The organism is Cellvibrio fibrivorans (genome assembly GCF_031457055.1).
Classification (GTDB): domain Bacteria; phylum Pseudomonadota; class Gammaproteobacteria; order Pseudomonadales; family Cellvibrionaceae; genus Cellvibrio; species Cellvibrio fibrivorans.
The window spans coordinates 664,745-691,325 of the sequence record NZ_JAVDVX010000001.1; the positions used below are offsets into that span (position 1 = coordinate 664,745).

General features: G+C 42.6%; 23 protein-coding genes and 2 pseudogenes. 17 read left to right on the forward strand and 8 right to left on the reverse strand.

The annotated features are described in order from the left end of the window. Positions 1-155: 155 nt before the first annotated feature. Positions 156-605 (reverse strand): MarR family winged helix-turn-helix transcriptional regulator, encoded by a 450-nt coding sequence (locus J2X05_RS02820; RefSeq protein ID WP_310068378.1) that lies wholly within the window; start codon positions 603-605, stop codon positions 156-158. A 148-nt stretch (positions 606-753) separates the two neighbouring features. Between J2X05_RS02820 and J2X05_RS02825 the strand changes: the two genes are divergently transcribed. The 6 genes from J2X05_RS02825 to J2X05_RS02850 all read left to right on the forward strand — a co-directional run bounded on the left by J2X05_RS02825 (position 754) and on the right by J2X05_RS02850 (position 5,967). Next, positions 754-1,329, forward strand: coding sequence for a DUF1330 domain-containing protein (locus J2X05_RS02825; RefSeq protein ID WP_310068380.1), 576 nt, complete (start codon positions 754-756; stop codon positions 1,327-1,329). A gap of 27 nt (positions 1,330-1,356) precedes the next feature. Next, entirely contained in the window at positions 1,357-2,244 is an 888-nt protein-coding gene (locus J2X05_RS02830; RefSeq protein WP_310068381.1) for a hypothetical protein, read from the forward strand. A gap of 11 nt (positions 2,245-2,255) precedes the next feature. After that, positions 2,256-2,549 (forward strand): hypothetical protein, encoded by a 294-nt coding sequence (locus J2X05_RS02835; protein WP_310068383.1) that lies wholly within the window; start codon positions 2,256-2,258, stop codon positions 2,547-2,549. Between the two features lie 598 nt (positions 2,550-3,147). Continuing rightward, positions 3,148-3,405, forward strand: coding sequence for a hypothetical protein (locus tag J2X05_RS02840; protein ID WP_310068386.1), 258 nt, complete (start codon positions 3,148-3,150; stop codon positions 3,403-3,405). A gap of 70 nt (positions 3,406-3,475) precedes the next feature. After that, positions 3,476-4,576, forward strand: coding sequence for a hypothetical protein (locus tag J2X05_RS02845; RefSeq protein ID WP_310068388.1), 1,101 nt, complete (start codon positions 3,476-3,478; stop codon positions 4,574-4,576). 611 nt (positions 4,577-5,187) lie between these two features. Continuing rightward, positions 5,188-5,967 carry a hypothetical protein gene (locus J2X05_RS02850; protein ID WP_310068390.1) on the forward strand — a complete coding sequence of 260 codons (780 nt, stop codon included), beginning with the start codon at positions 5,188-5,190 and terminating at the stop codon, positions 5,965-5,967. Between the two features lie 533 nt (positions 5,968-6,500). On the opposite strand, the gene J2X05_RS02855 is transcribed toward J2X05_RS02850, so the two are convergent. The 6 genes and pseudogenes from J2X05_RS02855 to J2X05_RS02875 form a co-directional block, all read right to left on the reverse strand. Then, positions 6,501-7,385 (reverse strand): hypothetical protein, encoded by an 885-nt coding sequence (locus J2X05_RS02855; RefSeq protein ID WP_310068392.1) that lies wholly within the window; start codon positions 7,383-7,385, stop codon positions 6,501-6,503. A 580-nt stretch (positions 7,386-7,965) separates the two neighbouring features. After that, positions 7,966-8,496: a hypothetical protein gene (locus J2X05_RS02860; protein ID WP_310068394.1), complete on the reverse strand. Its 531-nt coding sequence runs from the start codon at positions 8,494-8,496 to the stop codon at positions 7,966-7,968. 117 nt (positions 8,497-8,613) lie between these two features. Beyond that, a pseudogene (locus J2X05_RS21135) lies at positions 8,614-9,078 on the reverse strand (TniQ family protein); the annotation flags it as partial. Continuing rightward, complete coding sequence (locus J2X05_RS02865; protein WP_310068396.1) at positions 9,036-9,851, reverse strand: TniB family NTP-binding protein; 816 nt, start codon at positions 9,849-9,851, stop codon at positions 9,036-9,038. The pseudogene J2X05_RS21135 and the gene J2X05_RS02865, both read right to left, overlap by 43 nt. Before the next feature lie 74 nt (positions 9,852-9,925). Beyond that, complete coding sequence (locus J2X05_RS02870; RefSeq protein WP_310068399.1) at positions 9,926-11,854, reverse strand: TnsB C-terminal domain-containing protein; 1,929 nt, start codon at positions 11,852-11,854, stop codon at positions 9,926-9,928. Beyond that, positions 11,851-12,537: a TnsA endonuclease N-terminal domain-containing protein gene (locus tag J2X05_RS02875; RefSeq protein WP_310068400.1), complete on the reverse strand. Its 687-nt coding sequence runs from the start codon at positions 12,535-12,537 to the stop codon at positions 11,851-11,853. Before J2X05_RS02875 ends, J2X05_RS02870 begins: the two co-directional genes overlap by 4 nt. Before the next feature lie 67 nt (positions 12,538-12,604). Between J2X05_RS02875 and J2X05_RS02880 the strand changes: the two are divergent. The 6 genes and pseudogenes from J2X05_RS02880 to J2X05_RS02905 all read left to right on the forward strand — a co-directional run. Further along, a pseudogene (locus J2X05_RS02880) lies at positions 12,605-12,976 on the forward strand (ATP-binding protein); the annotation flags it as partial. Positions 12,977-13,041: 65 nt separating this feature from the next. Next, a complete protein-coding gene (locus J2X05_RS02885) occupies positions 13,042-14,241 on the forward strand; it encodes a tyrosine-type recombinase/integrase (RefSeq protein WP_310068402.1) in 1,200 nt (399 codons plus the stop codon). After that, positions 14,238-16,241, forward strand: coding sequence for a hypothetical protein (locus J2X05_RS02890; protein ID WP_310068404.1), 2,004 nt, complete (start codon positions 14,238-14,240; stop codon positions 16,239-16,241). The genes J2X05_RS02885 and J2X05_RS02890 overlap by 4 nt, the downstream gene beginning before the upstream one ends. After that, positions 16,238-18,919, forward strand: coding sequence for a hypothetical protein (locus J2X05_RS02895; protein WP_310068405.1), 2,682 nt, complete (start codon positions 16,238-16,240; stop codon positions 18,917-18,919). The genes J2X05_RS02890 and J2X05_RS02895 overlap by 4 nt, the downstream gene beginning before the upstream one ends. A 2-nt stretch (positions 18,920-18,921) precedes the next feature. Beyond that, positions 18,922-19,437: a hypothetical protein gene (locus tag J2X05_RS02900; protein WP_310068408.1), complete on the forward strand. Its 516-nt coding sequence runs from the start codon at positions 18,922-18,924 to the stop codon at positions 19,435-19,437. 147 nt (positions 19,438-19,584) lie between these two features. Further along, positions 19,585-20,331: a hypothetical protein gene (locus tag J2X05_RS02905; protein ID WP_310068410.1), complete on the forward strand. Its 747-nt coding sequence runs from the start codon at positions 19,585-19,587 to the stop codon at positions 20,329-20,331. A gap of 42 nt (positions 20,332-20,373) precedes the next feature. Here J2X05_RS02905 and J2X05_RS02910 read toward each other — a convergent pair whose 3' ends face one another. Continuing rightward, positions 20,374-20,628, reverse strand: a complete 255-nt coding sequence (locus J2X05_RS02910; protein WP_310068413.1) for a helix-turn-helix domain-containing protein — start codon at positions 20,626-20,628, stop codon at positions 20,374-20,376. A 57-nt stretch (positions 20,629-20,685) separates the two neighbouring features. Here J2X05_RS02910 and J2X05_RS02915 point away from each other — a divergent pair, with 57 nt between their 5' ends. The 5 genes from J2X05_RS02915 to J2X05_RS02935 all read left to right on the forward strand — a co-directional run bounded on the left by J2X05_RS02915 (position 20,686) and on the right by J2X05_RS02935 (position 26,574). Next, complete coding sequence (locus J2X05_RS02915; protein ID WP_310068416.1) at positions 20,686-21,666, forward strand: tetratricopeptide repeat protein; 981 nt, start codon at positions 20,686-20,688, stop codon at positions 21,664-21,666. 695 nt (positions 21,667-22,361) lie between these two features. Beyond that, a complete protein-coding gene (locus tag J2X05_RS02920) occupies positions 22,362-22,850 on the forward strand; it encodes a thermonuclease family protein (RefSeq protein WP_310068419.1) in 489 nt (162 codons plus the stop codon). 328 nt (positions 22,851-23,178) lie between these two features. Then, positions 23,179-24,093 carry a hypothetical protein gene (locus J2X05_RS02925; protein ID WP_310068422.1) on the forward strand — a complete coding sequence of 305 codons (915 nt, stop codon included), beginning with the start codon at positions 23,179-23,181 and terminating at the stop codon, positions 24,091-24,093. Next, the gene (locus tag J2X05_RS02930) at positions 24,083-24,532 is read left to right on the forward strand and encodes a hypothetical protein (protein ID WP_310068425.1); all 450 of its coding nucleotides are present in this window, start codon (positions 24,083-24,085) and stop codon (positions 24,530-24,532) included. Before J2X05_RS02925 ends, J2X05_RS02930 begins: the two co-directional genes overlap by 11 nt. 2 nt (positions 24,533-24,534) lie before the next feature. Next, positions 24,535-26,574, forward strand: coding sequence for a hypothetical protein (locus J2X05_RS02935; RefSeq protein ID WP_310068428.1), 2,040 nt, complete (start codon positions 24,535-24,537; stop codon positions 26,572-26,574). The last annotated feature ends 7 nt before the right edge of the window (positions 26,575-26,581 follow it).

Here is a 26,581-nt window from a genome sequence, read left to right on the forward strand (position 1 = left end):
TTTGTGCGTTGTTACATGTTGCTTACTTAACGGGGCGCGATAATGTCGCATCAACAGTTGATATGTCAACTGTTTAGCTGTTAAATTTGGATGACGAACGAATTCGGACTCATGTGAGGCTAAGAATAAGAAAAAAAGGGGGGATAGGCTGGAGGCTATGCTTGGCTGGAATTTAACTTGCGCAGAAGTTCCACTGTACTAATCAGCTCGTTGATTTTCGATTGAGGAATCACCTCCCGAAGCTTTTCATCGGCCTTCTCCATGACGGATCGGATATTTTCTCGCAGCTCAAAACCTTGCAAGGTCAAAAACACCAGGGTCTGCCGTCGATTTGCCGGGGAAACGAGCCGCTTTATCAAAGCGGCAGATTCCATTCTGCGAAGCATGCTTGATATTGCAGAATCATCGATTTCCAGCGCCTTGGCAAGCTGGCCAACCAATACGCCATTATCCAGATCGCATAGCTCCAAGATATAAGTCTGCTGGGCTGAGACACCATCTGGAAGATAATTTTTATAAAACTCCGATATACCTCGCCAGCCGCAATAGAAATTGAAACAAACTAGCTCTTTCAAAATGCCGGAATCTATTTGCTCTACACTCACGTAACCCCCTAGTACCTGCCGATTTGCGTGCCTTGCAATCTTAGCACAGATTATTACAGGCGCATTAATTGTTGACATGTTAAATGTTAATGCATTAACTTACGCCGCGTTTCACACAGACCACCAGTAATCTAAGGATTAGTTGCCAATGAAAAAGCTTTTATCCTCTTCGCTGCTCTCTGCAAGCCTTCTCCTGACTACGCTATCTCCCCTAGCGGCAGATCAAGAAGCGCTGGATATACATATTAAATATCTGGATCTCGCTAGCGAAATAAGCCTCAAACCCATAGCCCCGATGTCAGAACTCCAGATACCGCAAGTTATGATACGTCCAGCGCCTGCTACGGCATCATTAACTGCGCTTAATCTCAATGCGACGGCGTCCCAAAGTGATTTGGACAAGCTGAGCTCGGGAGTGGTAATTGCAGTCGCCGCCAAATTGAAGCAAGGGCGAGGACTATCTGACCAGTTGGATTTTAAATCGCTGGAAGCCCCCATAATTCGTAAGCACAACGGAACCGTTATTGTGTCAGCGGGTTTAGCAGACTCCACAGATTCACCTTTCGACATTCTGGAAGTAATTCATTTTCCAAATCAGGAGAGCTTCGAGCGCTTGATGAATGACGAGGCATATGCACCCGGTAAAAAGCTGGGCGATCTCATGTCGAAAACGTATGAAAAAGATGTTGCTATCGCACAGGTAGCGGTCGTAGGCGAAAATTAAAATTTATTCAACCAGGAGGTTAGTGTCATGCGTAAATCCCTTTTTTCAACGTTTTTTATTTCATTTTTATTGAGCAATGTCAGCGTTGCAAAAGACACGTCTCAAGCTCACTGGGACACTGTTTCCAGCAATTTAATGATGCCTTATGGAATTCTTGTTAAATCTCAAAAGGTATTAGTTAGCACCATTCCTACCATTGGAAGTATTGATGAGGAAAGCGGCGCGTTTTATGAAAAAACCGCTTTAGCTAACGGTTCTCCAGCTGGCTTCATAAAGGCAGAAAATGGCTACGTGGTAGTTGAGAATGGAACCGGACGGTTGCTCGCGTTTGATAAAAATTTTAGCGATTCTCAGGTAATTGCTGAGGGATTAGGTGACCCCATTACGGTTAAAGAAACTAAAGATGCTTATCTGGTGGTCGATTATAATTTTGGTTTGCCTAATGGCCGCCTCATGAGCATCAGTAAAAAGTCAAAATGGCCGGTCTCCCCTAAAATCCTGCTTACCCTCGATGGCCCTGGAAGTTTTTATGTCGATAAAAACGATCTTGTTTACATTTCAAAATTCGACTCAGGCGATCTTATCGAGTTCAATTTGAAAACCAAATCTCAGCGTATCGTCGCAACTGGCTTAGGCCGCCCATTAGACGTAGTTCGGGTGAATAAGGAAGGATTTTTGGTCAGTGACTTCGGTGGTTTTGATACTACAGGGCGCCTACTTTTCGTTAGCAACGAAGGTGCAGTGGTCACGTTAAATAGCGATTCTATTGCAAATCCAACAGGCCTCTTCCTTACAGAGAAATTTGTATACACCACCGACATGACGGGCGGCAAATTGCTGAAAGCTCGCACATTTAATTTGCTCTGCAGCTCCAAGCAAGCGAATGACCTAAACAAGAAATTTTGCAAGAAATAACCAGGAGTTAAATGATGAAAGAAGCAATTGAAGTAGTAAAGTTTCGCTTAGCAGCGGGCGTTACTCAAGGTGATTTAGAATCAGCATCTAAAGCCGCGGGGGAAGCGTTAGCGACTTTTGAAGGCTTTATAAGTCGCGATTTAGGTCAAGGTGAAGACGGAACGTTTATCGATGTGGTCCGCTGGAGAGACATGGATTGCGCTCAAGCTGCTGCCGAAAATGCAATGAAAAGCGCTGCATGTGGCTCCTTTTTCCAGCTAATTGATCCAGAATCAATAGATATGAGCCATTTCAACAAGGTTTAGTCGAAGAATGGTGTCTCGCAGCCCGGTACTAACAAGGCTGCGAGATATTTTTAAATTATCGCACATGAGCCGGCAAGCAGAGCCTTTGGCAAAATTCGGCGTTAAACCTTAATGCGTCCAAATAGGAGCATTCGATTAAGCCTCACGAGCCAACTTTTATTACATATTACTGATCAATTGGCACAAGCAATTAGAGTTCCCCGATCTTTTACATATACTAATCTCACAACTTATCCCTAGCAGGTTTCATTTAGTTGACTCTTGTCTGGGAAGATAAAACCGCCTTTTGGCGGTTTTGTCATTTTGGGACACTAGAAATATGTAATAAAATCGACGCCTTACGGAACGGCAGCCTGGGGGATACTGTACCCTTGGACTGAAAGATGGTTTTTAACGTGTTACTTCAATTAGCCGAGTCTACTGGAGGATCACTTATTTTAAATGCAAAGCACATAATAACAGTTCCTGAAAGATAGCGGCTTTGGCCAAATTGACACGTGCTGCTAATGTCTCACACAAATCTGTGCATTTTCCTGCCCACTTGAGACGAAACATCAACTAGAATTTCCAAGAATAAATCATTTAAAAGGACTTTAAATTGAAAATCAGCATCGTCACTTCTACAGATACCCACGAAATCAGACTCTATGAATTCATAGCACCCGCCGGATGGATCATTACATCCTTCTTTCAGATTGTCGAAAAACCCAATACGGGTATTGGTTGTGTGGACACATACCATGAAGCTCTTGAGGCAATTGGTTATCCCGCAGATGATGACCAAAACAATATTCAAGGCTCCTCTGCAAGTAATTGGGTAGCTAATTTCAAGTATGTCCCGCATTTCCCTAATTAACATTGAAATTTCCCCCAGCTCCGACGCAATACTACCGGCAAACAGCTTCATTACAATTATAGGAAAAGAGATGGCAGCACGAGATCCTGCAAAAACCCTCAGAAACCAAAAAATTTCAGCACTCACAGAGCAAATCAACGCGTTAAAAAATGAGGTTCTCGACCTGACGGAGTTTACTAGTGAGCTTTCCTTAAATGCGACCTATGGCAGCAAGTATGCTGATTACATCGACATAAAGAATGAGGTCATAGATACACCAGAGCAATTTGTTGCGCTGTACTTTCAAGGGTTTTTGAGAGCTTTGGAAGGACTAGGAATATTCGCAAGAAAAGGAAATGCAACTTACGATGCATACCTACATGTGAAAAATCACAAAAAAGTTCGGGAATGGCTGAAACTCTTCCTTAATCGAACATACCTTAGAAACTATGAGGCATTGTCAAAAGCCAGACCTCGTGTAGAAGAGGCCGAAATATGGATCGGGCAAAAAAATGCTTCCTACGGGATACTGGTTACGCCCCGGTTCAAGAACGGGCAATGGGAAAATGACAAAAGTGAGATACGGCATTTTAAACCGAAGTATTGGACTATCGGACATATTTTAGAGACTGGATTTGTTATTCCTGATGAGAACGATCGAATCATGTTTAAAGACATCGACGGTTACCTCTCGTTTTTTCGGAACACATTAGTCAGAAACTCAGGGTCAATTCATGAACTCACAATCGCGAGGATGTATTGTGAGTTCGTAAAAAATAATCCAGAGCCACTCGATGTTCCTTTATTGATTCCTGAGCTGCGGTATGGAGGCAAGGACGTAAAGCATGAGCACCGCCTGGACTTCACTGTAATTGACTCTTACACGCTATCGAAGGTGGGATTCGAATTGTCTCCTTGGTCAACCCACGGCCAGATCGCCAGCACCAAGGGAAAAACACAGAAAGAAATAAACGCAGAAGCAAAGGCTAATTTCGAGAAAGAAATGAAGAAGCTCAAGGCGTACTTTCGCAAGCTCGGAATCCCGATTATTGTCTACACGGACAACGATTTGGCAAATTCAGAAATGATTTTTTCCGAGATTGAACAGTATCTGACTCCATCCAAAATACAAAAAAAGCTAGAGTTTCAGGCGATGGAGGATTTCCTTTCGTTTAAGACACCGGAGTTATGACGCCCTGTCATACAACTAGCATACGTCCTGTCCTTAGCATGCTTAAGAACAAAGAGGGTTTGCATGCACCTCGGCGATTCCAAAGAGAAGACAACAATATCTTAGGCCTAGGCGATCTTTTTACATTACGGCAGTGCCGCACGCCAACAAAGAACTGAGTACCGGATTATCACTTTTCACAGATAGTGCTGCTCGAATTGGAACCAGACAGAATTTCAGGGCCACCGAAATTATCTGGTGAATATGTAACGGACAAGTCTGGAGGATCGACAGAGAAAAGGGCGTCACCTGCTCTGCGGCTCTCAGGAGAGGAAATACGTACTCGCAGAGCATCAAATTCGTTAGTAATATCAGACATAATTTCCACGCTCAAAGATGCAGGTGAAGTTACGTAGGAATGATAGCTCAGTGCTCAACCCATCATATAGATCATTTCATTCTCATAAGTAACCTAGTTAAATCCTAATATATCTATACTGTCCGTTACAAGATGCGACTACAGATATTAATTTGTACAGCAGGCATTTTTTTAATTGCTTTAATTCACACAACATTAATTAGTTAACCCTTAAAACCCTATATCAATTTTTTCAAAATCGGAGGAAATTTAATTGATAAATTTCATTAGAAAATGGTTAAGGAGAGATAGAAACGTTATCGGTATGCATTTCAATTCTTCAACGCTTGATCTTCCTGGCTATGAGCAACCGTCTATTGAAGACTTAAAACTAGAAGTTGTGTTATTCGAAAAAAGAGTAAAAGATTATGCAAAGTATCAAGGAATTTCTTTAAAAAAAATAAACGGCGATAAGAAAAGCTTATTCGAGTTAATAAATGAATTAAAAAAGATAAACCCGTTGAGAAGTTTTGATGCCGAAAACCACAAATGGTTTAGCCATATTGAGGAATTACATGAACTCAGAAATTTTAGAAATAAGATAATCCATATTGATTATACGGGGTTGCCTGATGTTGCAGAATTGTATGACAGATACTCGGCAGCGAATCAGCTTTTACTGCCATTCCGACTGAATGGCGGTTGCACTAAAGCAAGCTTCAAACCTATCAAATGGCATGGAGAAACATTAGAAATAGTAATTAACGAGCACAAATATAATCTCGATTACTCTGATATCGAAAATTTATCTGTTCAACTTCATCCGGCGAGCAGAGGGGCAGTTTACTGCAAGCACGGCAAACAAGTAGTAGTAAAAACAGTTGATTATGAACATGAACAGCTGTGCGTCTTTATCGAAGACTGCCCTAGCTTTCAATTAACAGAAGATGAAGCAGCAATTCTCGACGACCTTCTGCTCTCGCTACTAACTGAAAAAGAATACCGCCAGCGGACGACACATAAGTTGTCCACAGCGCTTTATACAAATCAATAGGTTAGGAAAACTGGCGACACGCATTGTCCAATGCCTGCGACGCAACCGGTGGCCAAACCCCACTGAACCGACACAACAGTTGTCCAAAAACGTGTTCCGGTGTTCTACTACCTGTCGATAAACCGGCATCAGAAGTCTTAAACCAAATCCAGCAAGGCACTATTAGCCAACCTCGTCTAGTATGGTACACTCACATCAGTATTCTATTTGGGCATTCAGTCCTACACAGAAATAAATGGTCGCCCGTCTGGTTTGGAGCATAGTCCCGCAGGCGGTCCCGGCCAGTCTATTGAAGGGAGCGACACTAGTCGGCCTTTTTCTTTTTAGAGGGCAGCTGTAACGGTTTCTGCAGTGTGCGCCCTTATCCTTCGTCCCCTAAAGCAAATAGCCCTCGTTATTCGCCTTCCAATCTCTGCCGGATTCAGTGATATTACTGAGCAAAACCACTAGGCTCTCCCGACCAGAGTCCTCACTTATACCCTATAAAATTGCGATAGATGGAACATGAACAATTATTGGTGGCCTATCTAACTTCACCCGCTGATGGAGCGTAAGGTCGATGTTTGGTTAATTTCAGGAATCCAATAATCTTCACCTCCAATTCGTATAGTGTATGAACCATCTTCATTTTCCACTACAGCTTCATGAGATATCTTAGCGGCCATGGATTTTGGCACTCCGTGGAAATATTCTAGGGATATTTTTATCCATTTCTTCAATGCACCTTCATCTTTTCGCCCACTCATTATCAAATTTACGATTGATTTCTCTAGTAATTTACGTCGATGTGCTTTGTGTTTTTTACTGTCTACCCTCAACTCCAGATTCAATGCATTTTCCTTGATCAAGAAATTTATGAAGCCCGTTATCGCTGCTTCCTGTCCGGGACGCTCAACAAGGAAAGTATCAAGTTGCATTTGTGTAGGAAATTCGAATCCCGATTCGTGAGCCATTTTTTGCAGCGTAGCGGCCGGTCTTAACGCGAGTCGGATTGATCGAAGACTTGTTTTTCCGACCTGTTTTTTTTCAATGAGATAATCCCGATACCTATTAAGGGGAACGCGTGCAGGTGATTGCTGGGGAACGCTGTCTAAATATCTTCCGATGAGGCGCTCATCTAAATGTATTTGTTTTGCTTCATCATTCAATAAAAGTAATTTCTGACTGCTCATCCACTCCAATGCTGGCTTCAATTTTTTTAAGCTTTCCTGTCCGAACGCCTCTAACAAAAATTCATAAGACGGAATTTCATTCCACTTTTTTTCTACCTCCTGAAAAAAAGGCACATATTTATTTATCGTCAAGGCTGCTTTATGTGCCCCAATGCGCTGCAGCAACCACGTTCCAAAAAGTTCAAAATATCGTTCCATTACAATATTACTAAACGCTGACTTGTTTAATACAATTCGATTCTTCAACGTTTTTTCCCAATAACACCTTTCACATTGCGCACCTCTACCCGCAGGGACGGCAATTCCGCAGGATCCACAAAGAGTGTCTTCATGAGTCGCACACTTTTTACAAATTTCCAACTCATTCTGAGTTGCAACTAAAAGTCGATGTCTGCCACATCGCCCACACGACCTGTAATCACTTCGCGCGCAGCGCTCGCACAACTGCACTTTGATGCCAAGTCGTCTGACTTCACTAAGGCGAATTGATAGTCGTTGGCAGATGCCGCAGGGGCGTGGCGTCCTAAAATAAACAGAACAGCTGTTACAAACAGGCCCATAGGCTGTCATCTTTCCAATAACGAAATTGAATCGACCACAGCGAACACATGGTTTAGCCTTTTCACAATTGTCACATATGGCAGCGTCAATATTTTTAGGCAGACGAAATGGCAAGGTACATTGGGCACAAGGCTTCTTAATAAAAATCCTTTCATAGCATGTCGCGCAATAACGAATGCCATTAAATACCCTTTTTATCTTTGCAACTGCGCGACCACATTCGTCACACGTTTTCTTTACATCATCACCGCTCAATATTCGCCTCTCATAATTTTCTGAAGAGTCTCGCCATCATCGCCTTAACGGTCGATCGTGACCGTGGTATTAGCTCGATACTGGCAGTTCTTTCGCGTCTATGGTGGCGCACCTCCGGCAAATCGCAGATTAAATGATTAATAACGCCAGGCACTACTGTATCGCGCCCGCACAAGGTGGATTTATTTAAACCTGTTAGCATTGCTGATTCATAAAAATGGCTGGCGTGGAACGCTATCAGCTTATTCGCGGCCGCCATATAACGCATGCGATCCACCACCGAAAGTAATTCAAAGGGTAAACCTGTACTAGATTTAAAAAGGTCACTTTCTGAAATATCAAACCTCTCTAAAAATTTCACGAGTTTGGTACTCTTGCTTCGGGAGGCAATTTGAAAGATTTCAATGAAATAGCTAAGCAAGTGAAACCAATCAACGGTAGCGATTAACTGATCCGAGTAATTCCCCTGTTTTTTACAAACAGTCGTGTCAGCTGATAACTGAAGCGTTAATACTCCAGGCGGAGCTTCGGATACATTCACAGCCCTCAAATCAGAACCGCAATTCGCGCATTCATATAAATGAGGATTAGAGATGGTGAGCATGTGAAAAATAATAGGGGCACCACATTTATAGCAGGAGTCCTTGAGAACAACTTTGTGCTGCACGCAGACTGTATGCCAAGCAAACCGCCAATCCATTCGGTAATAGGGAGTACGATCGCAAGCCAGGCATAGAGGGCAATATTGGATACCTCCATGACGATGTCGATTGCGAGAACCCAGGGCCAGCAACCACGGCCAAGTGGAATCATCCAAGTTTTGCGGAGTAATGTGTGTGAGTATGGCTCGCAGACTTGTCGAGCTAAAGGAATGCTCACTAATCCCTGCTACCCGCGAAATCTTAATCAATCGATTGTCGGGAACGCCCCGATCAAAATCGGTACACCACAGTCTCCACTTGGGCCAAATGGAGCCTGTTAGCACCAACGGATCACACCCATGTGATAGGGCCGCCCTTACCAACCACGATGAGAATAATTCATCCGGAAGTAACGGAACTGGAATCGGCCATGTGGGCGCTACAGGGACTGCTCCCTGATGCCACGTGTGGGACGTAACCATGATTTACTCTCGATAAGTGATTTATCGATTACTTCATTACCCGTGTCGATAGCCTCGCGCGCGCATTCAATTAAGAGCCGATGAACGTTGCCAAGGTTACCTTCAGAAATCGTATGAATCAGACGACATAGTTCAGGTTTATGGAGCTCCGAAGGTTTTTTTAGTGGCAATATTGTTTCAAAACTTGCTAGTAACTGTTGGAAGTTTTGATCCAGATCCCACAATGGAACCTTCACTACGTCAAATCGACTAGCATGCTGGGGATCGTGATGTAAGACTCTCACCGCATCACGCGTACCGAAACCTACGATAGGGATTTTTAGCTCATTACATAAATACTTGATGACGTTCATCACTTCTCGCTGCTTAAGAGCTGTGCCCGTAAGCATCGAATGCATCTCATCAAAAGCAATCATTCGAACTTTACATGCTCGGCACAAATGTAAGACTTGAGCCCTAAGTGCTATAGGCGTATCTCGTTCGTTATAAGGAGTGAAAAATCTTTGGAGAATGGCGCAGTAAAAACTTTTTTCATCCGCATAAGGTGGCGATTGACAGACTAAAAGAGGCTTGACGGGTTCTGAATTCTCATCAACATACGCCTGCCCACACAATTCTTCAAAACGTTCAAGGATTGTCGTTTTTCCATTATTAGGATCGCCCACGATCAGCAGGTTCGGCATCCTTGATCGCTGAGGTTTATGCATCAAACCTTGGAGCGTGTCTAAGATTTTCTGCGCTGTGGGATATCCCACCCAACGGGGAAAATCCATAAATTCAATTCTCTCCGCAGAACTTAGTGCCATCACATGCCGGAATTCAGGGTGTATGTGCTCGTATAAGCCCGTCATGCAATGTCTCCAAAGCTTTTAATCGGACCGTCAGATAGCTCAATTTCTAAAGACGTTGTAGGTAGGGGACTAACATTTGGAGCTGCCGGTAAGGGATTAGCTGGGGAAATGTTCTTTTCATGCTCAGTACGACGTTGTGACGCACGTCGAGCCTTTTTTGATTTTTCTTTTGATTTATCCACGTGCTCACGCAGCTCAGTAATTGCGTGCAAAACCTGGTGCTCGTCGAAACTTTCAATCCCCTGAAGTTTCAATTTTTCTCGTACCTGCTGATACTCCCAGACACTCATTGGGGGTAAAGATTGTTCAGATGTCGGTACCCTGAAATATTGCTTCAACACCGGGTCAAAAAACCAAATGGACGTGATGTCGCGCGGGTCCCTTCTAAAAACGAACAATCTTTTCTCTCCGCTTTCTTCGTCGACAGCACCAATCCACGGCCGCAACGCCTCCGAATAGTAGGACAATTTATCTATGGTTACGCCGTCTTGTTGCACCGTCCGATGAAAGCAAGGCAAGAAGTCTAACAAGATACTTAGGCGGTCAACCGGTCTAGGGGGAACACCTGTACCGGGTAAATCTCCGCTACCAAAAATACCTAACTCCCATTGACGAAACGGAGTCATGCCCAAGCTTGAGTGTTTTCGCCTGTGATAAACCTTAGTAATTAATTTTACTAACCATTCCTCGAATTCTGATTTAGTTATCACCGCATTTTTTTCAGAGTCGTAGCCTTCTCGCTTTGCTACTGAAGAGAACGTTGTACCTGGCAAATCGTGGATCTCAAATAATAAAGTTCCTAGCATACGCTCGATGTGTCCACCGTAACGCGGCTGCTTTACTGGGCGGTATTCCAAATGTATACCGTAAAGACTGCAGGATTGTTGAAAATTGTTGGAGCGAAATTCAGCGCCATTATCTACATGTATTGTTCGCATCACACCCCATACTGGCCAGTCAGCGTCCACATTATGCAATGTCATCCACTCTTCCTTAGGTAACATAGAGTGAGCAACGCACATCGCAACAGATGTCTCAGATGGTGGATCAAAAGACAGGTAGTAGCCAGTTACCATCCTACTGTATACGTCCATTGCTAACGTTAACCACGGCCTCCCAATAGGCTTTCTGTGGGTGTCATCGACCAAAATTATATCTACGGGCGTGTGGTCTATTTGAACAACCGATAAAGGATAATTTGCATTGGGAAACTGGCCAGGTGCTGGAGAAAATTTATTATTCGCTTTCTCTTTGAATCCACGCCCTTTAAGTTTTTCTCGCTCCGACACTTTCGCAATTCGCGCTCTTATAGTGGAAGCGCTTGGCTTTTCGATGCCTTTTAACAGGCAAATCCTATGAACTTCAGTGACTACCTTTTCAACTCTTGGTCTTTGTGAGGTTAAATAATATGTCCTGATAACCTCGTTGATTACGCTCTCCGCTTCAGAGGAGATTCTGCCATTACCTGACTTCCAGCCGCGTTTCTGCGGAATGAGTGAGGAGATCAATCTGTAGGCCTTATAACGCTCCATCCATCGATACAACGTAGCCGTGTCAACACCCGATTCGTACGCTCGTAACTCCACATCCCCCCGACCGAGGTCACTACGATCTAACAGCGGGCTTATCGCAGCGAAGCGTTTTTCGGCAATACGCCAGTCTTCATCTGCAATGTCCTCTAAATCAAAGTTAGAAGAATGGACCGCAGCCAGATCACCCGATACGACCCGAAGCTCACCTACTCTAAGTGCTGAGCTACGTCCTGATTCAACCGCAACCCCTATGACAGTTTCGAAATCCAGGACTTGAGCAATTCGATAGACTACACCCTCTCTTTCTACCAATGCATCCACATTGACATCAACACGCTCTCGGATGGGATCAAATACAGACTCGCCCATTTCACTGATCTGATTTAAATTCATTGAGGCACCCAAAGTTCTGTACGTTCGTTAAGTGGGAGGTTAATATCACAATCTATTTGACGGGTAGCGAGCAAATGCCAAACATGAGCAATACCAGCCGCCCTATACTCACCCATAAAATGCCTGGCGAGGAGGAAGTGAACCGGGGCGCTTCCCATTGCAGCTAGGTTTGCAAGTATCCATTGCGTTTCTTCAGGATCAAATTGCATGCGCTTATATGGATCTAAAAATCGAATATTCTCAAGGGCCTTATCCCTGATCCGCGACTCGTCATAGATATGAAATTCCCAACCTTGACTGCGAGCTATGCGTAACGCCGCCTTCCACTTTGTTGACCATGCCCTCCAGTTTTTCCTCCACTCTTCCGAAGGTTTCACTTCTACCAAGATCGGTCTTGAATAATCTAACAAGGCACTTTCAATCTGCCGATATGACACGAAGAAATCGGGGGTATATACATACTTTCCGCCTTCCAGTTCAAATGGCACCTCAATCGGCTGTGGCACCACGCTGAGAACACTCAACGAGAACTCCATTTTGATGAGGAAGTCTCGCTCTAATGTAGATTCATAAGGAATGGACAGTTCTCCTCGAAATGAGTAAATCCCAGAGACACTCCGCCGGGTAGGCTTAATTTTCCGCATTTGACGTGGATAAATCGGGTCGCAGCTATTTGCACTCATTTCACCCTCAGTCGCAGCTAATTGCTACTTTTCATGTCGCATTAAATGTTAAAAAATTGCCTGAAACCCGCATTATATGGTGATTATAGTCGCATTAATTAATGAAAGTCACAGTGGCAGCAATCCCAAACCAGGGGAGATTTCGCTCTCCCACGCCGGCGTTTTGTTCCTCGACGAATTGCCCGAATTTCCACGCAAAGTGCTCGAAGTCCTGCGCGAGCCACTCGAAAGTGGTGAGGTACGCATATCGCGCGCGCGCAACCAGGCCTGCTTCCCCGCCCGTTTCCAACTGGTCGCGGCCATGAACCCATGTCCCTGCGGCTATCACGGCAGCGACGCCAACCGCTGCCGCTGCACACCCGACCAGGTAAAACGCTATCGAGATAAGATTTCAGGCCCCCTGCTCGACCGCATCTTATCCTTATACATAAACAATATAGGAAATATGTTGGGGGCGCTGGTAACCTTTGCAGCAACGATACTTCCGACTAAGGTAGCAATTCAATGCCAGCTAAAGTTCAAAAACTGCCAGTCTTTAAGTACAAACAGATCGTTTTAGAGCCGTTATATATCATCTTTGACTCTCATGGTTCAGTTCCCGTCCTACCCCTTTTGTATTCTTTCCATCTTTCACGTTTCGGATACACCTATCATGTCGACAGAGTCCTAAATGAGGATGGGGCGTTATCTAATCGTTTGGTTACAAAAGACATTTCGGAAAAAACTATTCGGACCTACATATACAAACTTAGTCACTTCTTGAGGTATTTGGAGAAATTCCAGCCTAGCCCAATCAAAGATATGCATGGATCATCGGCCTGTAACGAAAAGCTCGTTAACAATTATCTCAACGATTATTTGCCGGAAGAGACAAAGTCGCCGGGTTCAATGAACACACACTTAGCCGCTTTGACAAGCTACTTTAATTGGCTCAGCTCTATTGGCTTGGCCCCCCTGCTGAATTTGAGAATTTATCGCAAAACTCAACAGAAAGTGAACGAACTCGGAAGCACGGAGCACTACATTAAATATGTGACGGAGGAAGGGCGGCTACGCCTGTTAAATTCCTGCGGCACTCTGGGTGACAAATTGATGATGCGGATGGGGTTTGAAGTAGGTTTACGTACCTCTGAAGTATCAGCATTGAGAGTCAAAGGCCCCGGTCAGATTCACGAGCTTTTCCAAAAAATGTCTGATCCTCGTTACAAAAATAGAGAGCTATTTCGCTATAAGCTTGAAGGAAGATATACCAAGAGAGGAAAGTCCCGCTCAATATATTTCGATCGCGAACTATTGAACGACATGAAGCGCTACTTCGACAGCGAACGAAAAACCTTGGTTACTGGAACGAAACAAGACCCCGATGTCTTTTTTTTACGTCGCGATAAAAGATTCGCTGGTACAGCCATCGGCCCCGAGCAGGCATCCCGTGTCTTTAACCGTGCGAAGTTGCTCGCAGGCCTTAACAAGCACCTTTGCTTTCATGATTTGCGACACACATTCGCAACCCTCCTATTTCACGAAGAAATATCTGGTTCTGAAGGACGTGAAACTAGATCGGAGTCAGCGGCGCTAATTGTTGTTGCTCAACGTCTCGGACATTCATTCACTCGTGATGGGCAAGCACCAGCAACAACAACGCGATATATAAGGATGCGGATTGAAATGCTCCAATTGGAATTCGACGGAGAGTTAGTTTCATGAAAGAAGACTTTTACAAAGCAATTGCTGAGAAGAAGGCGTCTAACGAAGAGGCCTCTACGCTTATCCTGCCCAACCGTTCAGGAAAGAAATGCGACGTTCAACTTACATCTAAAAACGCTTATCACATCGCCATATTCCAAGCATTGACATTTGGACTCAATTCTAGTTGGTTTCACGAACTCAGTGATATAACAAAATCTAATCAGATCCTTATAGTCCATCCATTTGTAAAATGGATGAACGGAATAGACAATAAGCGCTCGCCAAAGAATCGTTACGAATGCCTCATGGATTATGACGTATATCGAAAAAATGAAGTCGGAGTAAAAACAAGTACGGTGATCAGGTTAAAACTACTCATCGAACATGGCTTGAGCAGTCCTTACCTAACAAAGGAAAGTGTTACCTTTCTAGAAAATTTATTGAGATTAAGTAATCCACCTCCAGATGATGAGGCTCAAGGGCATTCACTGACACAGTGGTTTACTCAATTCGACTTAAGAAATTCCTTGGGTGAAAAAAAATTTCTTTCACTTGAAAGTCCAAGGCAATTAATCACTAGTTTTCGAGTCACCATTGCAGTGACGCTGTCGTTTTTGATTGAGGTTAGACAAAATTGGAAGGCACGCGAGTCCCCAAAACACAAGCCAAAAATGATCGGCAGACATTGGTACCCAGATTGGAACCGGTCCATTCTGAAAATTAAGGGAGTGTTCGGAAGCGATGGCGCACCTGCAGACATCCTGACTTCGATACTACTCTACGATCTCGTAATTGAAAGAGCACACACAGCCTTCTCAAATGTTATTCGCACCACTGATATAGCCAACCTTACCAACAATCTTAACTGCAAAAGGTTGTGGCAAGTGCCCAAGCTTTTCACACCAGACTACGACCATTTTTATTCTGAACTAGAAGAAACTCTCGCGGCATGGTTAATCGCAAGTTTCGCCGTACAGCCATCTGACGTGAGCAAACTCAAAACTTCAGATTTTGCGATTGAATATAATAGTGCTGGCCGACCTATCCTCATGCAAATTAAATATTTCAAAGGACGCGCAGGTACAATTAAAGAAACAGATGTACTGACTGGCTCAGATTGTTGGACGAAAGCGCTACATGAGTACATAAAAAACTTACCCCGCGAAGGAAGAATTTTCGAGGGAGATTTCAATAAATCTTTGCAATTCCCAAATTTGAGATCGACAGAATATAACTCACGATTTGGCTTGCTCTTTCGTATCTGGTCTATCCCGGAGGTGAGGAAGCGTTTAGATGCAGAGTTTTCTCGCTCAAATGTCACCTCGTTGTTTCTGGACGCTATGCATGCGATAAAAGATGTAGAAAATATTTACACGAATCGAAAATCCGTTGCAGGATCAAACCAAACTAAATATATTTTTCTATTTCGTTTGGCGCATATAAAAACAACAGCCGTGCATGCTCAATCAGACCGATACAGAGATTCAGATCTCATTAACCATCATTCGCATACATCTGCCACAGAAAAGATTTCCTATCTAACCGATAAAAATCAAGAATGGGTGAACCAATGTGGACGAGTCACGCGGTTAGTGCTACATGATCTTCAAAACGTAGTCTACCGCCCATCAATTGAAGCAATAAAGGATAACGTATCAAATCTAATTTCAAAGAGCACTCTTACCCAGGGTGTCCAATTTAACAAAGAAGACATTAAAAAAATAAATCACCCCGGCCTCACACCAATGGATAGCGATGACGCACCTCAATTAATCGTAGCAGACACAGAGGATACAGCCATCTATTTTCTCCATTACATCAAGCAAGCGGAAACCATGTTTGAACGTTTAAATCGCGTACGTCCAGATTTCGTTGAAATGACGCTGATAGTGAATGTTGAGTGGATGACTAGAATGTTATCGAAAATGAAATCTGCACGCATTGCTGAGTCGAATTACGCTTTGCTTAGGAACCACCTCCCTCCTCTCTTCGAATATCTACTGGAAACAATTGAATGACTGCGATCATTGAAAGACATTCAGCTTTCATAACGACTGATGACCTACAAGCCAAGCTAAACGCAATGCCAGGCTCCCATCATAATAGTTACCATGAAGTTGTCTGGTTCTTTGAGTTTGACTCTAAACCTAAGATCACTATAAGTTTTGTAGAACTATATGAGTTTATTGGACGCAATCTCGAGTGGTATAAGCGCGTCAATGTAGATTTGTTAGATTTGACAAAAAGAGCTTGGCTGGATTCGGCAAGCCTATTCAACTCAGACAAATGGAGACAGAGGTTTTCAGGTATTTTGCTATTCTGGACAGCGCTAGCTGAACGAAATATCACTAGCGTGACTGTGGAAAATCTGCCTAATATTTTAGAATTCTTGCTGACGCATAGTTGGAGGGGCTCTAAACATTTCCGCCTAAATGGCCTTCAAAGCAGCGTAAACTACACATCCATGGTATCGATTCATAAATGGAGACGAGCTTTTAATTCCTGTGGACAAGAGATTATTCATTCCTGCATAACCGAAGCACGGATAAATAAGGTGATGAGCAAGCTTGTACCAAAGATATCCAATGATTCTCTGACATTCTCTGATTGGAAAACAGGAGGAAGTTACAACCACTTAACGTTAGACTTTGGTCAATACTATATTGAGCACTGCATGGAATTTTTTTACAAGCATGCAGCCCTTGCCGCAACACTCAACTCAACATTTAATAAAATTCCAGACCTTTCAAAGCAATTTGAGTGCTGTGAAGCTTTGATGTCCAAGTTTGTTTTAAAATTTCTTGAAGGAAAATCTTTGCCTGAGATTCAACGTGAAATGACAAAGGATGGATCGATTGCTAGGGCCGACCGATCAAAGCTATTTCAAACTTGCGCTGAATATTTCGAAACAAGCTATCGGACTGAGGGATTCAAACGTTTCATGCTTGAAACTTCTTCACTGAGGAGTTTACTTGAGTTAATGAAAATGGAATCTTCCTATCCCAATCTTGATAGGATTAAAGCGATAGTGTGGCAATGGTTGAAGTCAGGAAAAACACACCGCTCTCTCGATCTAATGAACAAGTTTGCCCCCACAATAGACTGGGTCCAATTTGAAGCAGCAATTGAGACAATGAAATCAGCTTACAATGATCAAGAATTTTTGGTTCCAAGCCTAAGCTACTATGAATCACTAGGGCTAGATGTACCTACTTGCCCTACCGACGCTTGGCGACGCTATCCGAGACAATTAATAAAAAAGGTTGAACAAGCTGGTCTTACTCTAGTCGTAGCGCTAACGGGATGGCGTCGAACTGAGTACGGATTCCCGCTTGAATCCATTTCCCAAACACAAAATTTTGATGTACTCGATCAGTATTCTTTCCCAGCAAGATATCGAATCAATTGGTATGTCAGCAAAACCCACGCCGAGGAAAAAATTGAAAGGGAAATTACTTTTGATATTGCAGTTCTGATTGAGAGCCTCGCATCCATCATCGCAGCAAAAGACGGTAGACCTTGCCTGTACCGAAGCGATCGCCAAGCGAACCCCAGCGATTCTGGGCAAGTAGTGAAGTCAAGTGTAGTCGGTCTTTGGAAGCATTTCGTAGAAAATTATTCCGGATTCAAACATATCTCTGACCTCACCATTTGGCAAGAACTTGCTTCCACTGAGGGAGACCTATCTGAACACCAAATAGCAGAGAAATCTCGCCTCCTTCATATTCGATCAGATGCAGAATGGAATAATATGCCTTTCGACGTAAATTTGTTTGAGTGTTGGCATCGAGCCCGTAGCGAATTACCGATCCTTAATTTTGTATTTCATAATACTGGAAGCGACAAAAAAAATAATTGGCTTAGCCAATATCGTAAAGGAACTTTACCTTCTGCCTGGATTGAGTTAATTGATCAACGTCTTTCATCAGAGACGCGCGATTGGATTAAGGGGCTATCGGATGCCGAAGCTAATATTGCAGCAACTAGCCGGGAAGTTACTCACCTGTTAACGGCCGAGTGCCTATATCCAACGCCGCATGCCTTCAGACACATGTTCGCAGAAGCAATATATCGTCGATATGATGGCGACATAGGTTGGATGATACGAAGTTGTTTCAAGCACATTAGCCGCGTAATGTGGCAGACATATATCAGAGATAAATTCAATCGCGCTTCTCTTGACGTGGCTAAAGTGCGAATCATTAATTCGATCATTCTCAACTACCTAAAAAAGAAAGGAGATGGGTATGCAGGACCAATGCAAAAATGGTTGCGCCGGTTACTGAGAAATTCCTCTGTCATGACAACTGAAGAACTGGTGGAGTTTGCCGACCATTTATCAACGCACGAGATCTTGGACGTCAAAGCCAACCCGTGGGGTTATTGCATGTTGAAAAAGCGCACGAAAGCCAAAGCCCATTGCGCTTCACTCGGCGAGCCTCAACGGCACGAAGCGTCCCCGGCACTATGTTTGAACTGTACGCACAATCTTATCCAGCCTGGGAATGTTGAATGGATTCTGTTCCATCTTCAAACACACGTTGCCACATTGCAGAATAAGTTAGTACCTGATTTTTTCAAAAAAGCCTCTTACAGTTTGATCAAAAATGCAACTCAGCAGATTCGCAACATGGCTCCAAATCATGAAGCGCTCGAAGAATTGCAATCTTCACTCAATAGTTACGCTGGGGTATAAATATGGTCATGGATTATTTTACGAAAAAGTTGACCCAACAGGTTCTCACTGATAGCGCCCAACTGCCGGACTGGGTTACAGATCGTAATGCTAGTTTAAGGGCATGGAAATGTGTAGAAGCTTTAAAAATTGAGAGAGCCAAGTACATTGATTCTCATAGTAAGCGATACGAATTCGCAAATAAAAGCTCCTATCAGGTTAATGCTGCGGAAGTCGCTAGAGCAATTACATTGAATCGCTCTACGCTCATGCATGGCTCTTCATATTCAAAAGCTTTTACGAAATATTTGAATGAGGTGAACGCTGAGCTAGAGGCTGCGGTAACCAAGAAACTGGATCCGGTAAAAAAAAATCCGTACAGAGGTCCAATCAGTAGCAGCAAAAATGAACTCGTTAAAACTAATGCTGAATTACGTAAGCGTATAGCTTGTCTGGAGGTTCAGAACACCGAAGAATTGGTAACATTGGCCTTTGATCGTTTACCGCTTCCCGTCAGGAGGACACTCGGCCTAGACTAGTCAACTGCATTCAATGCATCCCATCTGGGCTAGCATCGGCCTCAAAAATGATCAACCATTAACCACCGCAGTCCCTTATTGCCCTAGATTGGCATGAATCACTCTTTTTTCGCTACAATGTACCCAAAACAGGTACAGTGACTATTTATGTATATAGACAAACCATCCTCTCTGCGAGAACAAATTGTCACCCAAGCTATTTGGAATTCATTTTGTGGCCAAGAAAGCGTTTTAAGTTTGCATCAGCTTCTATTAAGACGCCTCACCCCTACAGAAGCTATGTCCAGAGAGTGTATTTCTTCTGCGATAACATCAGGGCAAATCAAGGTGGCATCTGGTGTAGATGGGCCAGGCTTGTTTCTTAGCATGAAACACGGAAAAGTATATTTTATTGCCGTACAGAATTCTCAACATCGTAACGATTTTGAGTTTAGAAAAACGGAGACTTTGTCCTCTAATGAGGAAAAAGACCTTCTAGAGTTTGTTTTCAATCTTCTGAGCGCGAATGTTATCGAGTATGCGAAATATTTTGCTCTCCGCGGCAACATACAGCTATCAAACCTGGATTACCGTACACCATCACTGAGAGTATTCTTCGAGAATCTTTCGTTGTCGCAAACATTCAGTCTGTTCTGGCGATCAGTTAAAAGCTTTTCTGACCAAAACTCAATGGTGAACTTCTCCGAGGTAGCCATGCGGGCTAACGACTTCTTCGAACATTATTGCCGATCAGGAAAAGAGATAAAGGCCTACCCTCGCCCCACCATGCTGGTTATGTCTCAGGTAGAGAAAGTATTATTTTCTGACTGGCTTGGCCTTGCCCAGCCGGATTTTCAACCTAACATTTATGAATATTTCAACAGCAGTAAATTGCGTGCTCTACGTGCCAGTTAAAGAATATAAGGTAATAGCCTCAAAAGACCAACAATGAAGCATTTAATGAAAACCTTGCCTTTTTAACAAAACCAATCCATCTCGTGGATCCAAGTTTAAAGCTTCGCAATAGACTGTGTATTCGTAAACATCTAACACGCGTTCGTGGATCTCAACCTTCTGCACAAATGTGTGTGGCTTCCCTAGCATTTGCGCCAATTCCCTCATCGTCATACCCGAGTTCTTCCTGGCCTGTTTCAACCAAGCTATGAGGTTTCGATATTCTTGGGTGGCGATGGCTTTTTTCATTGTACCCATTATTGGTACAATCCCCTAATGTACCCAAAACAGGTACAAAGCGAGCACTTCGGGAGGGTGGATACTTTGATTTTTAAGCGACTTTCTTGGCGTAAGAGCGTACTTTCTGTAGTCGCCTCTTTAATTGTTCTATCCGATTTTGCATTTGGAATTGCAAGCGCTCCCCCCCTGAATTCCGTAGCAAATAACCAATTCACCGAAAAACTCGCCGCCGCTAGAGCCGGTGATCCTGTCGCCCAACATCTGGTCGGCGACGCTTATACAACTGGAAATGGTGCCCCCAAAGATTTACGAAAAGCATTTACTTGGTATAAGGCAGCTGCCGATCAGGGAATACCTAAATCTGAATTTAATGTGGGTCGCGCCTATGAGTACGGTGAAGGCGTGGAGGTGAATTATACGCTGGCGCTAAAATGGTACGCGCGCGCTGCCAGAAAAGGATCAGTGCATGCTCAAACCAACCTTGCGCATATGTATATAGATGCCAAAGGAACCAGAAAAGACTACAAGCTGGCTTTGAAGCTACTTATGGCGGCGGCAGACAAGGATCATCCTACTGCCCTGAACAGTTTGGGGCAGATATACAGCGGAGGGATTGGTATTCCTAAAAATGACGCGCTCTCATTTGAATATTATAAAAGAGCAGCAGATAAAGGATTTGGTATCGCTTATTACAATGTCGGTTCATTCTATTTTGATGGCAACCGCGGCAAACGGCAGGACTTTAGTACTGCGAAGGATTGGTATGAACGGGCTGCGGCCCAGGGAGTCTTACCGGCATTTTATTTTTTAGGGTGGATGTATGGTGAAGGCAAACTGGGAGAATCGAATACCATTCTTGGGTACGCGTTAACCAACGTAGCAGCATCCGAGAACAACGAGCATCATTTGGAGATAGTTCGATATAGGGAACATTTACAAAAAAGAATGACGCAAGCTCAAGTTACAGAAGCGCAGATATTATCCGAAGCTTTAGTGAACCCAGACACCTTCACACCCGCATATAGAAGGTATACAGCGGTTCCAGCTATCGATTAACGCGGTAGAAATTCGCAAATAGATTTTGCGAGCACGTTAGATTTCCCCTAAAGGTTTGGAAACAAAAGTCTGCGAATGGTCATTTTGATAGATGGCCAGAAGATAACCAACAGCGATAACTAAACTATGGGCAGAAAATATGCCGCAATGGCATTTTACATGCTGCATATCTTCGATCAGAATCAAAAATGCAGCATCGAACAATCCGTCGATAGTGCGCGGCAACTTTCAAACTCACTTTTTGGCTAGGCAACGCTTACGCTGAAACGCATTAAATTGGGGTGATAGTCATCCCTTATAGAAAGATGGTCGCCCACCCGGTTTGGAGCACAGTCCCACGGGTGGTTCCGGCCAACCAACTCAATTTAGAGTTGAGTGCAATCACTTATTGATTGTTTGTATTGCGCTAAAAGAGCGGCGAGATGAGATTACACGCTTCCCCCCGCTGCAATCCATAATTAATCGAGCAAAGCAGACCGAATCGAAGGCCTTTAGTGGTTCTGCGTGGTTAAAGATAAATTCTTGGGAGCTCTATACTGTGGCTTCCAATCTATTGACTTGAATTACTCTGATGCGGCCGTGGCAACCGTTTACATCAGCAGAGAGGAGATTAAGTAATCTCAAGTAATTGACATATCAGTTCAACTCTACAATGCTTGACCACAAAGCAATCTCCCTAATGGAATCATTGAGCAATGAATGCACTTTCCTCTATTAGCCTCACCGTAGTACTTCTATTCCTCACCCTTCCAGTTTCCGCTCAAACCACTAAACTCTACGGCAACGTCGTTGGTATAACCGACGGTGACACGATTACGATCCTCACTGATGACAAGCGAAGCATCAAAGTTCGATTGGTTGAAATTGATGCACCAGAAAAAAACCAGCCTTGGGGTCAGCGATCAAAGCAGGCGCTTTCAAACCTGATTTTTTCACTAAATGTCAGCGTGGCATCGCATGGAGAAGATAGATACGGACGAACTCTAGGAACAGTTTATCTTGGCGATTTAAATGTTAATAAGCAGATGGTAGTAAAAGGAAATGCTTGGGCATATACGCAATATGTTCGGGATCAAGACTACTTTGCACTTCAGAAAAATGCTGAGTCCAGAAAGGTCGGCCTTTGGTCTTTAGCGCAAGATCAAATAACGGAGCCATGGATTTGGCGCAAACAGAAAAAATAATAATATGGGGTCACATCTAAACCGGAAGCGCTCGATCCGTTTATGCGATGCAATTTCCAAGTTCAAAACTGAATGTATCCAGACTGACTCAGTTGTGCCCAAAGCGGACGTTCTAGCAACGGATAAACCCTGTCCGTCAAATGGGTTAGTTGCAAAACTTGTAACCAGTAAAACAGATTAACTGAAGCGTTGGTTATATCTCGACATTGGCCCCTTAGAGATTGTAGCCAAGAATTTGATCGCGCGGATAGGTGGAAGCTGAATCGAGCGTTAATAGATATGTCTGCTTTTCTTAAAAATATAAAACCGAAATCAATAGGCTAGAAAGATGGATGCGTTTATAGAAAGTTTATTGCCAAAAGAATGGGAATCATTTTGTGAAAAAATGTTGAGGCAACACTATGGCGCTAAAAATTTTTGGGCTGTACCAGATGTGGATAGGGGAGATTTAGGAATAGAGTTCTTTACAAGTGACGGAACGATTTATCAGTGTTATTGCCCTGAAAAAAATGCGGATATGAAATCATACAAGGAAAAAATCCAAAAAAAAATTAATGATGATCTAAAAAAGCTAAAAAACAAAGAGTCAGAAATTCAAAAAATGCTTGATGGCATAGTTATTAATCATTGGGTTTTACTTACGCCAGAAAACAAATCTAAGGATTTGATACCCTATTGTCATAAAAAGAAAAGGGAAACAATTAAGGAAATGATTGGGTACGTTGATGCAAGCAGTTTTACTGTAAAAATAGAAACTGCGGATAGCTTTCCAGCTGCAAAGATTTATGCTCAAGGCGTTCACTGTAAGGCCGTTAACATTCCAATAAATGAAGTGTCTGAGCAAGAAAAAATCATATGGAAAAATGCAAATTCAAAGTTCATGGGGCATATTGTTAAAAAATCTGATCTTTTGATGAAAGACAATCCTGATCAATTTCAGGAACGAGTGATAGTGAAATATCTTCAGATTGAAAAGTTCTTAGAGCAGCTTCGGGATAATCACCCAGACATACACGCCAATATAGAAGATACTGCTGTGGCGCAGTTGGATGATATGCTCGATAATTCTTTATTTGAAAAAGATATTGATAGCGGATTCGTTCAGAGTGTTGTTAATTCAAACAGAGATGCATTCTCTAAATATTCAAAGGATATGTGCGATAAAAACTTAAGCTCCTTATCTTTTGGATATTTGTCAAAATGGTTGACTGAATGCAATATGGATTTTAAAAATGGAAAATAAAATTCGCGTTATAAATGAGAAAAAGCCGTATTCTGTGCCGATTGAGATGAGGCCTCTCTGGAGAATTTGCCTAATTGTTGTCTGTGTTTTGTGTGTTTCTCAGGATAAAAAATATCTTAATCTAAAAAAGGTCAATATATTGGTATGGATTTTAATAAGAAAAAAAATGTGGTCAGAGTATGAGGATTATCTATTAGGGAGATCGTCCAAAGTCCCTCTGATTTCTGTCGACACCGCCACATATAAAGCGATAGAAATTTCAATTGCAAAAGGAATACTCAACTTAGAACGGGATAGATTGTATGTCGCTAGTGCTGGGGATAATTTATTTAAAACAATAATGGAAAATGAAATCATGGCTGAAGAGATTAGCTTTCTAAATAGCGTTGGCTCGAAGTTAAGTGAATCAAAAATTAAGGAAATGACAGGGAGAAATTGAAAATGCTAGGAATGATAATAAACTCAGTTTCGGTATCTGTCTCGACAAATGGAGGTGAGTTTTTTACGCACATCCCCTTTGAAAAGGGTTTGAATATAGTTCGAGCAGAAAATTCATCTGGAAAGTCAACAAGCATTAATGCGATTGCTTATGGGTTGGGATTGGAATCAATTTTGGGGCCAGGTAGGCGGCGGCCTTTTCCTAAGTCATTATATGACGTCATTTATGATAATAAAAAAGATGAGAATCCATATGACGTAATTTCCTCTAAAGTAGTAATCGGCATTACCAATAACAGTGGAATCACTGCGTATTTATCGAGAGATGTTAAAGGTGATTCTGACAAGGTGATTGTGGAGTCTGCTTTTAGTTCGGGAGAATATTTTCTCGGGACTACTGGAGTAGCCGGTGTAGGAGCCTCCATGAGCGAGAAAGGTTTTCACTTTTGGCTTGCAAAGTTTATAGGCTGGGAGCTTCCTACAGTCACAAGTTTTGACGGAAAAGATGTTAAATTATATTTGGAGTGTATTTTCCCATTATTTTTTATTGAACAAAAAAGAGGATGGTCTGAAATACAGGCGAATACACCCAGCAATTACGGCATTAAGAATGTGAAACGTTCAGCTTTAGAGTTTTGTTTGGCTGTTGATGATTTTACATATGATCGAAAAGTAGCTGTGCTAAAAAATAAAATACAGCAGGCGGAGTTAGAGTGGATATCGTTCAAGAACAACATAGAAGGAGTAGCCGATTATAATAGTGTAAGAGTGGATCCGCCTAAAAATATTGAAGAATTCAGCGCTGAAGATAGAGTAAGATTTTTTTATCCTGAAAATAATGCGCTGATTAGCGTTCATCAGCAATTAGTATCAGTCCAAAAATTAATTAGGGATTTGTCGGGTAATGTTGCTGGGCTTCACCCAGTGAGCGATAAATTGAATGAACAAGTTGCAGTGATTGGTAGCCTTCAAAGAAAATATGAAGAAATATATGAAAAAATAGAGACCAATTATATTTCGAATTCAGATGTGGAAAAAAAATTAGCTACATTGAGTGGCGATCTTAATCAGTATCAACAGCTGAGAAAGCTAAGGAATGTGGGCGGAAGCATCGATTCAGATCTTGGTCTTGAAAAATGTCCCATATGCGAAAGTGAGCTCTATGATACTTTGGGGAAAAGCTCCTTAAAAAGGATGCCAATGACCTTGGATGAAAATATTGTCTTTTTGCGAAACCAAGTTGATTTCTTTTCCGCCATGAAAGATCAGATTAATATTGAGATAAGCAGACTTAAAGGTGAGGCAGACATTTTAATTAAACGCTTGAAGACTGAGAATGAAAAGTTACAGTTTTTAAGAAATGATTATGAAAGTGTAAACGGGGATTTATTATCGATCCTAAGAGAAAAAATATCTGCTGAATTACTGCTCAAGCAGGTTTCTAAGTTGAAAGAAACTGAGGATGAAATAAATGCTCAAGCAGAAAGGATTCTGTCGGCTTGGTCTAACGCAAAAAACTCATTAGCACTCGTCGAATCTGATGTTAATCAAGTATATAAAAATTTTATCATAGCGCAGTTGGAGCGGTTGATTCGTGAAAATCTTCTTGCATTTAAGTTTAAAGAGTCGGCGATTGATAGTGTAAGTATTTCTCATCAAACCTTACGGCCCGAGCAAGAAGGGTATGATATTGTCGCTGAGACATCAGCTAGCGATTATATCAGGATCATTTGGTCATTTACTCTGGGTTTGCTGCAATTAGCTGGTGGAGATCGACAAGGAGATGACGAGAGTTTAAAAAAATTCATTGGAATTCAATGTAAACATTCTGGCTTTGTAGTTTTTGATGAGCCGCGCCAGCATGAAGCCAGTAAGCTTAGTTTTACTAATTTAATAAAAAAAGCTAGTGAATCCATAAGTTACGGAGGACAAGTAATTTTTGCTACCAGCCTCGATAATCAAGAGTTAATTGAAGCATGTAATGGGGTTCAGGTGAATCTGAAATCATTTGATGATTATGTCTTACAGTTAAGAACTAAATAATTTTTTA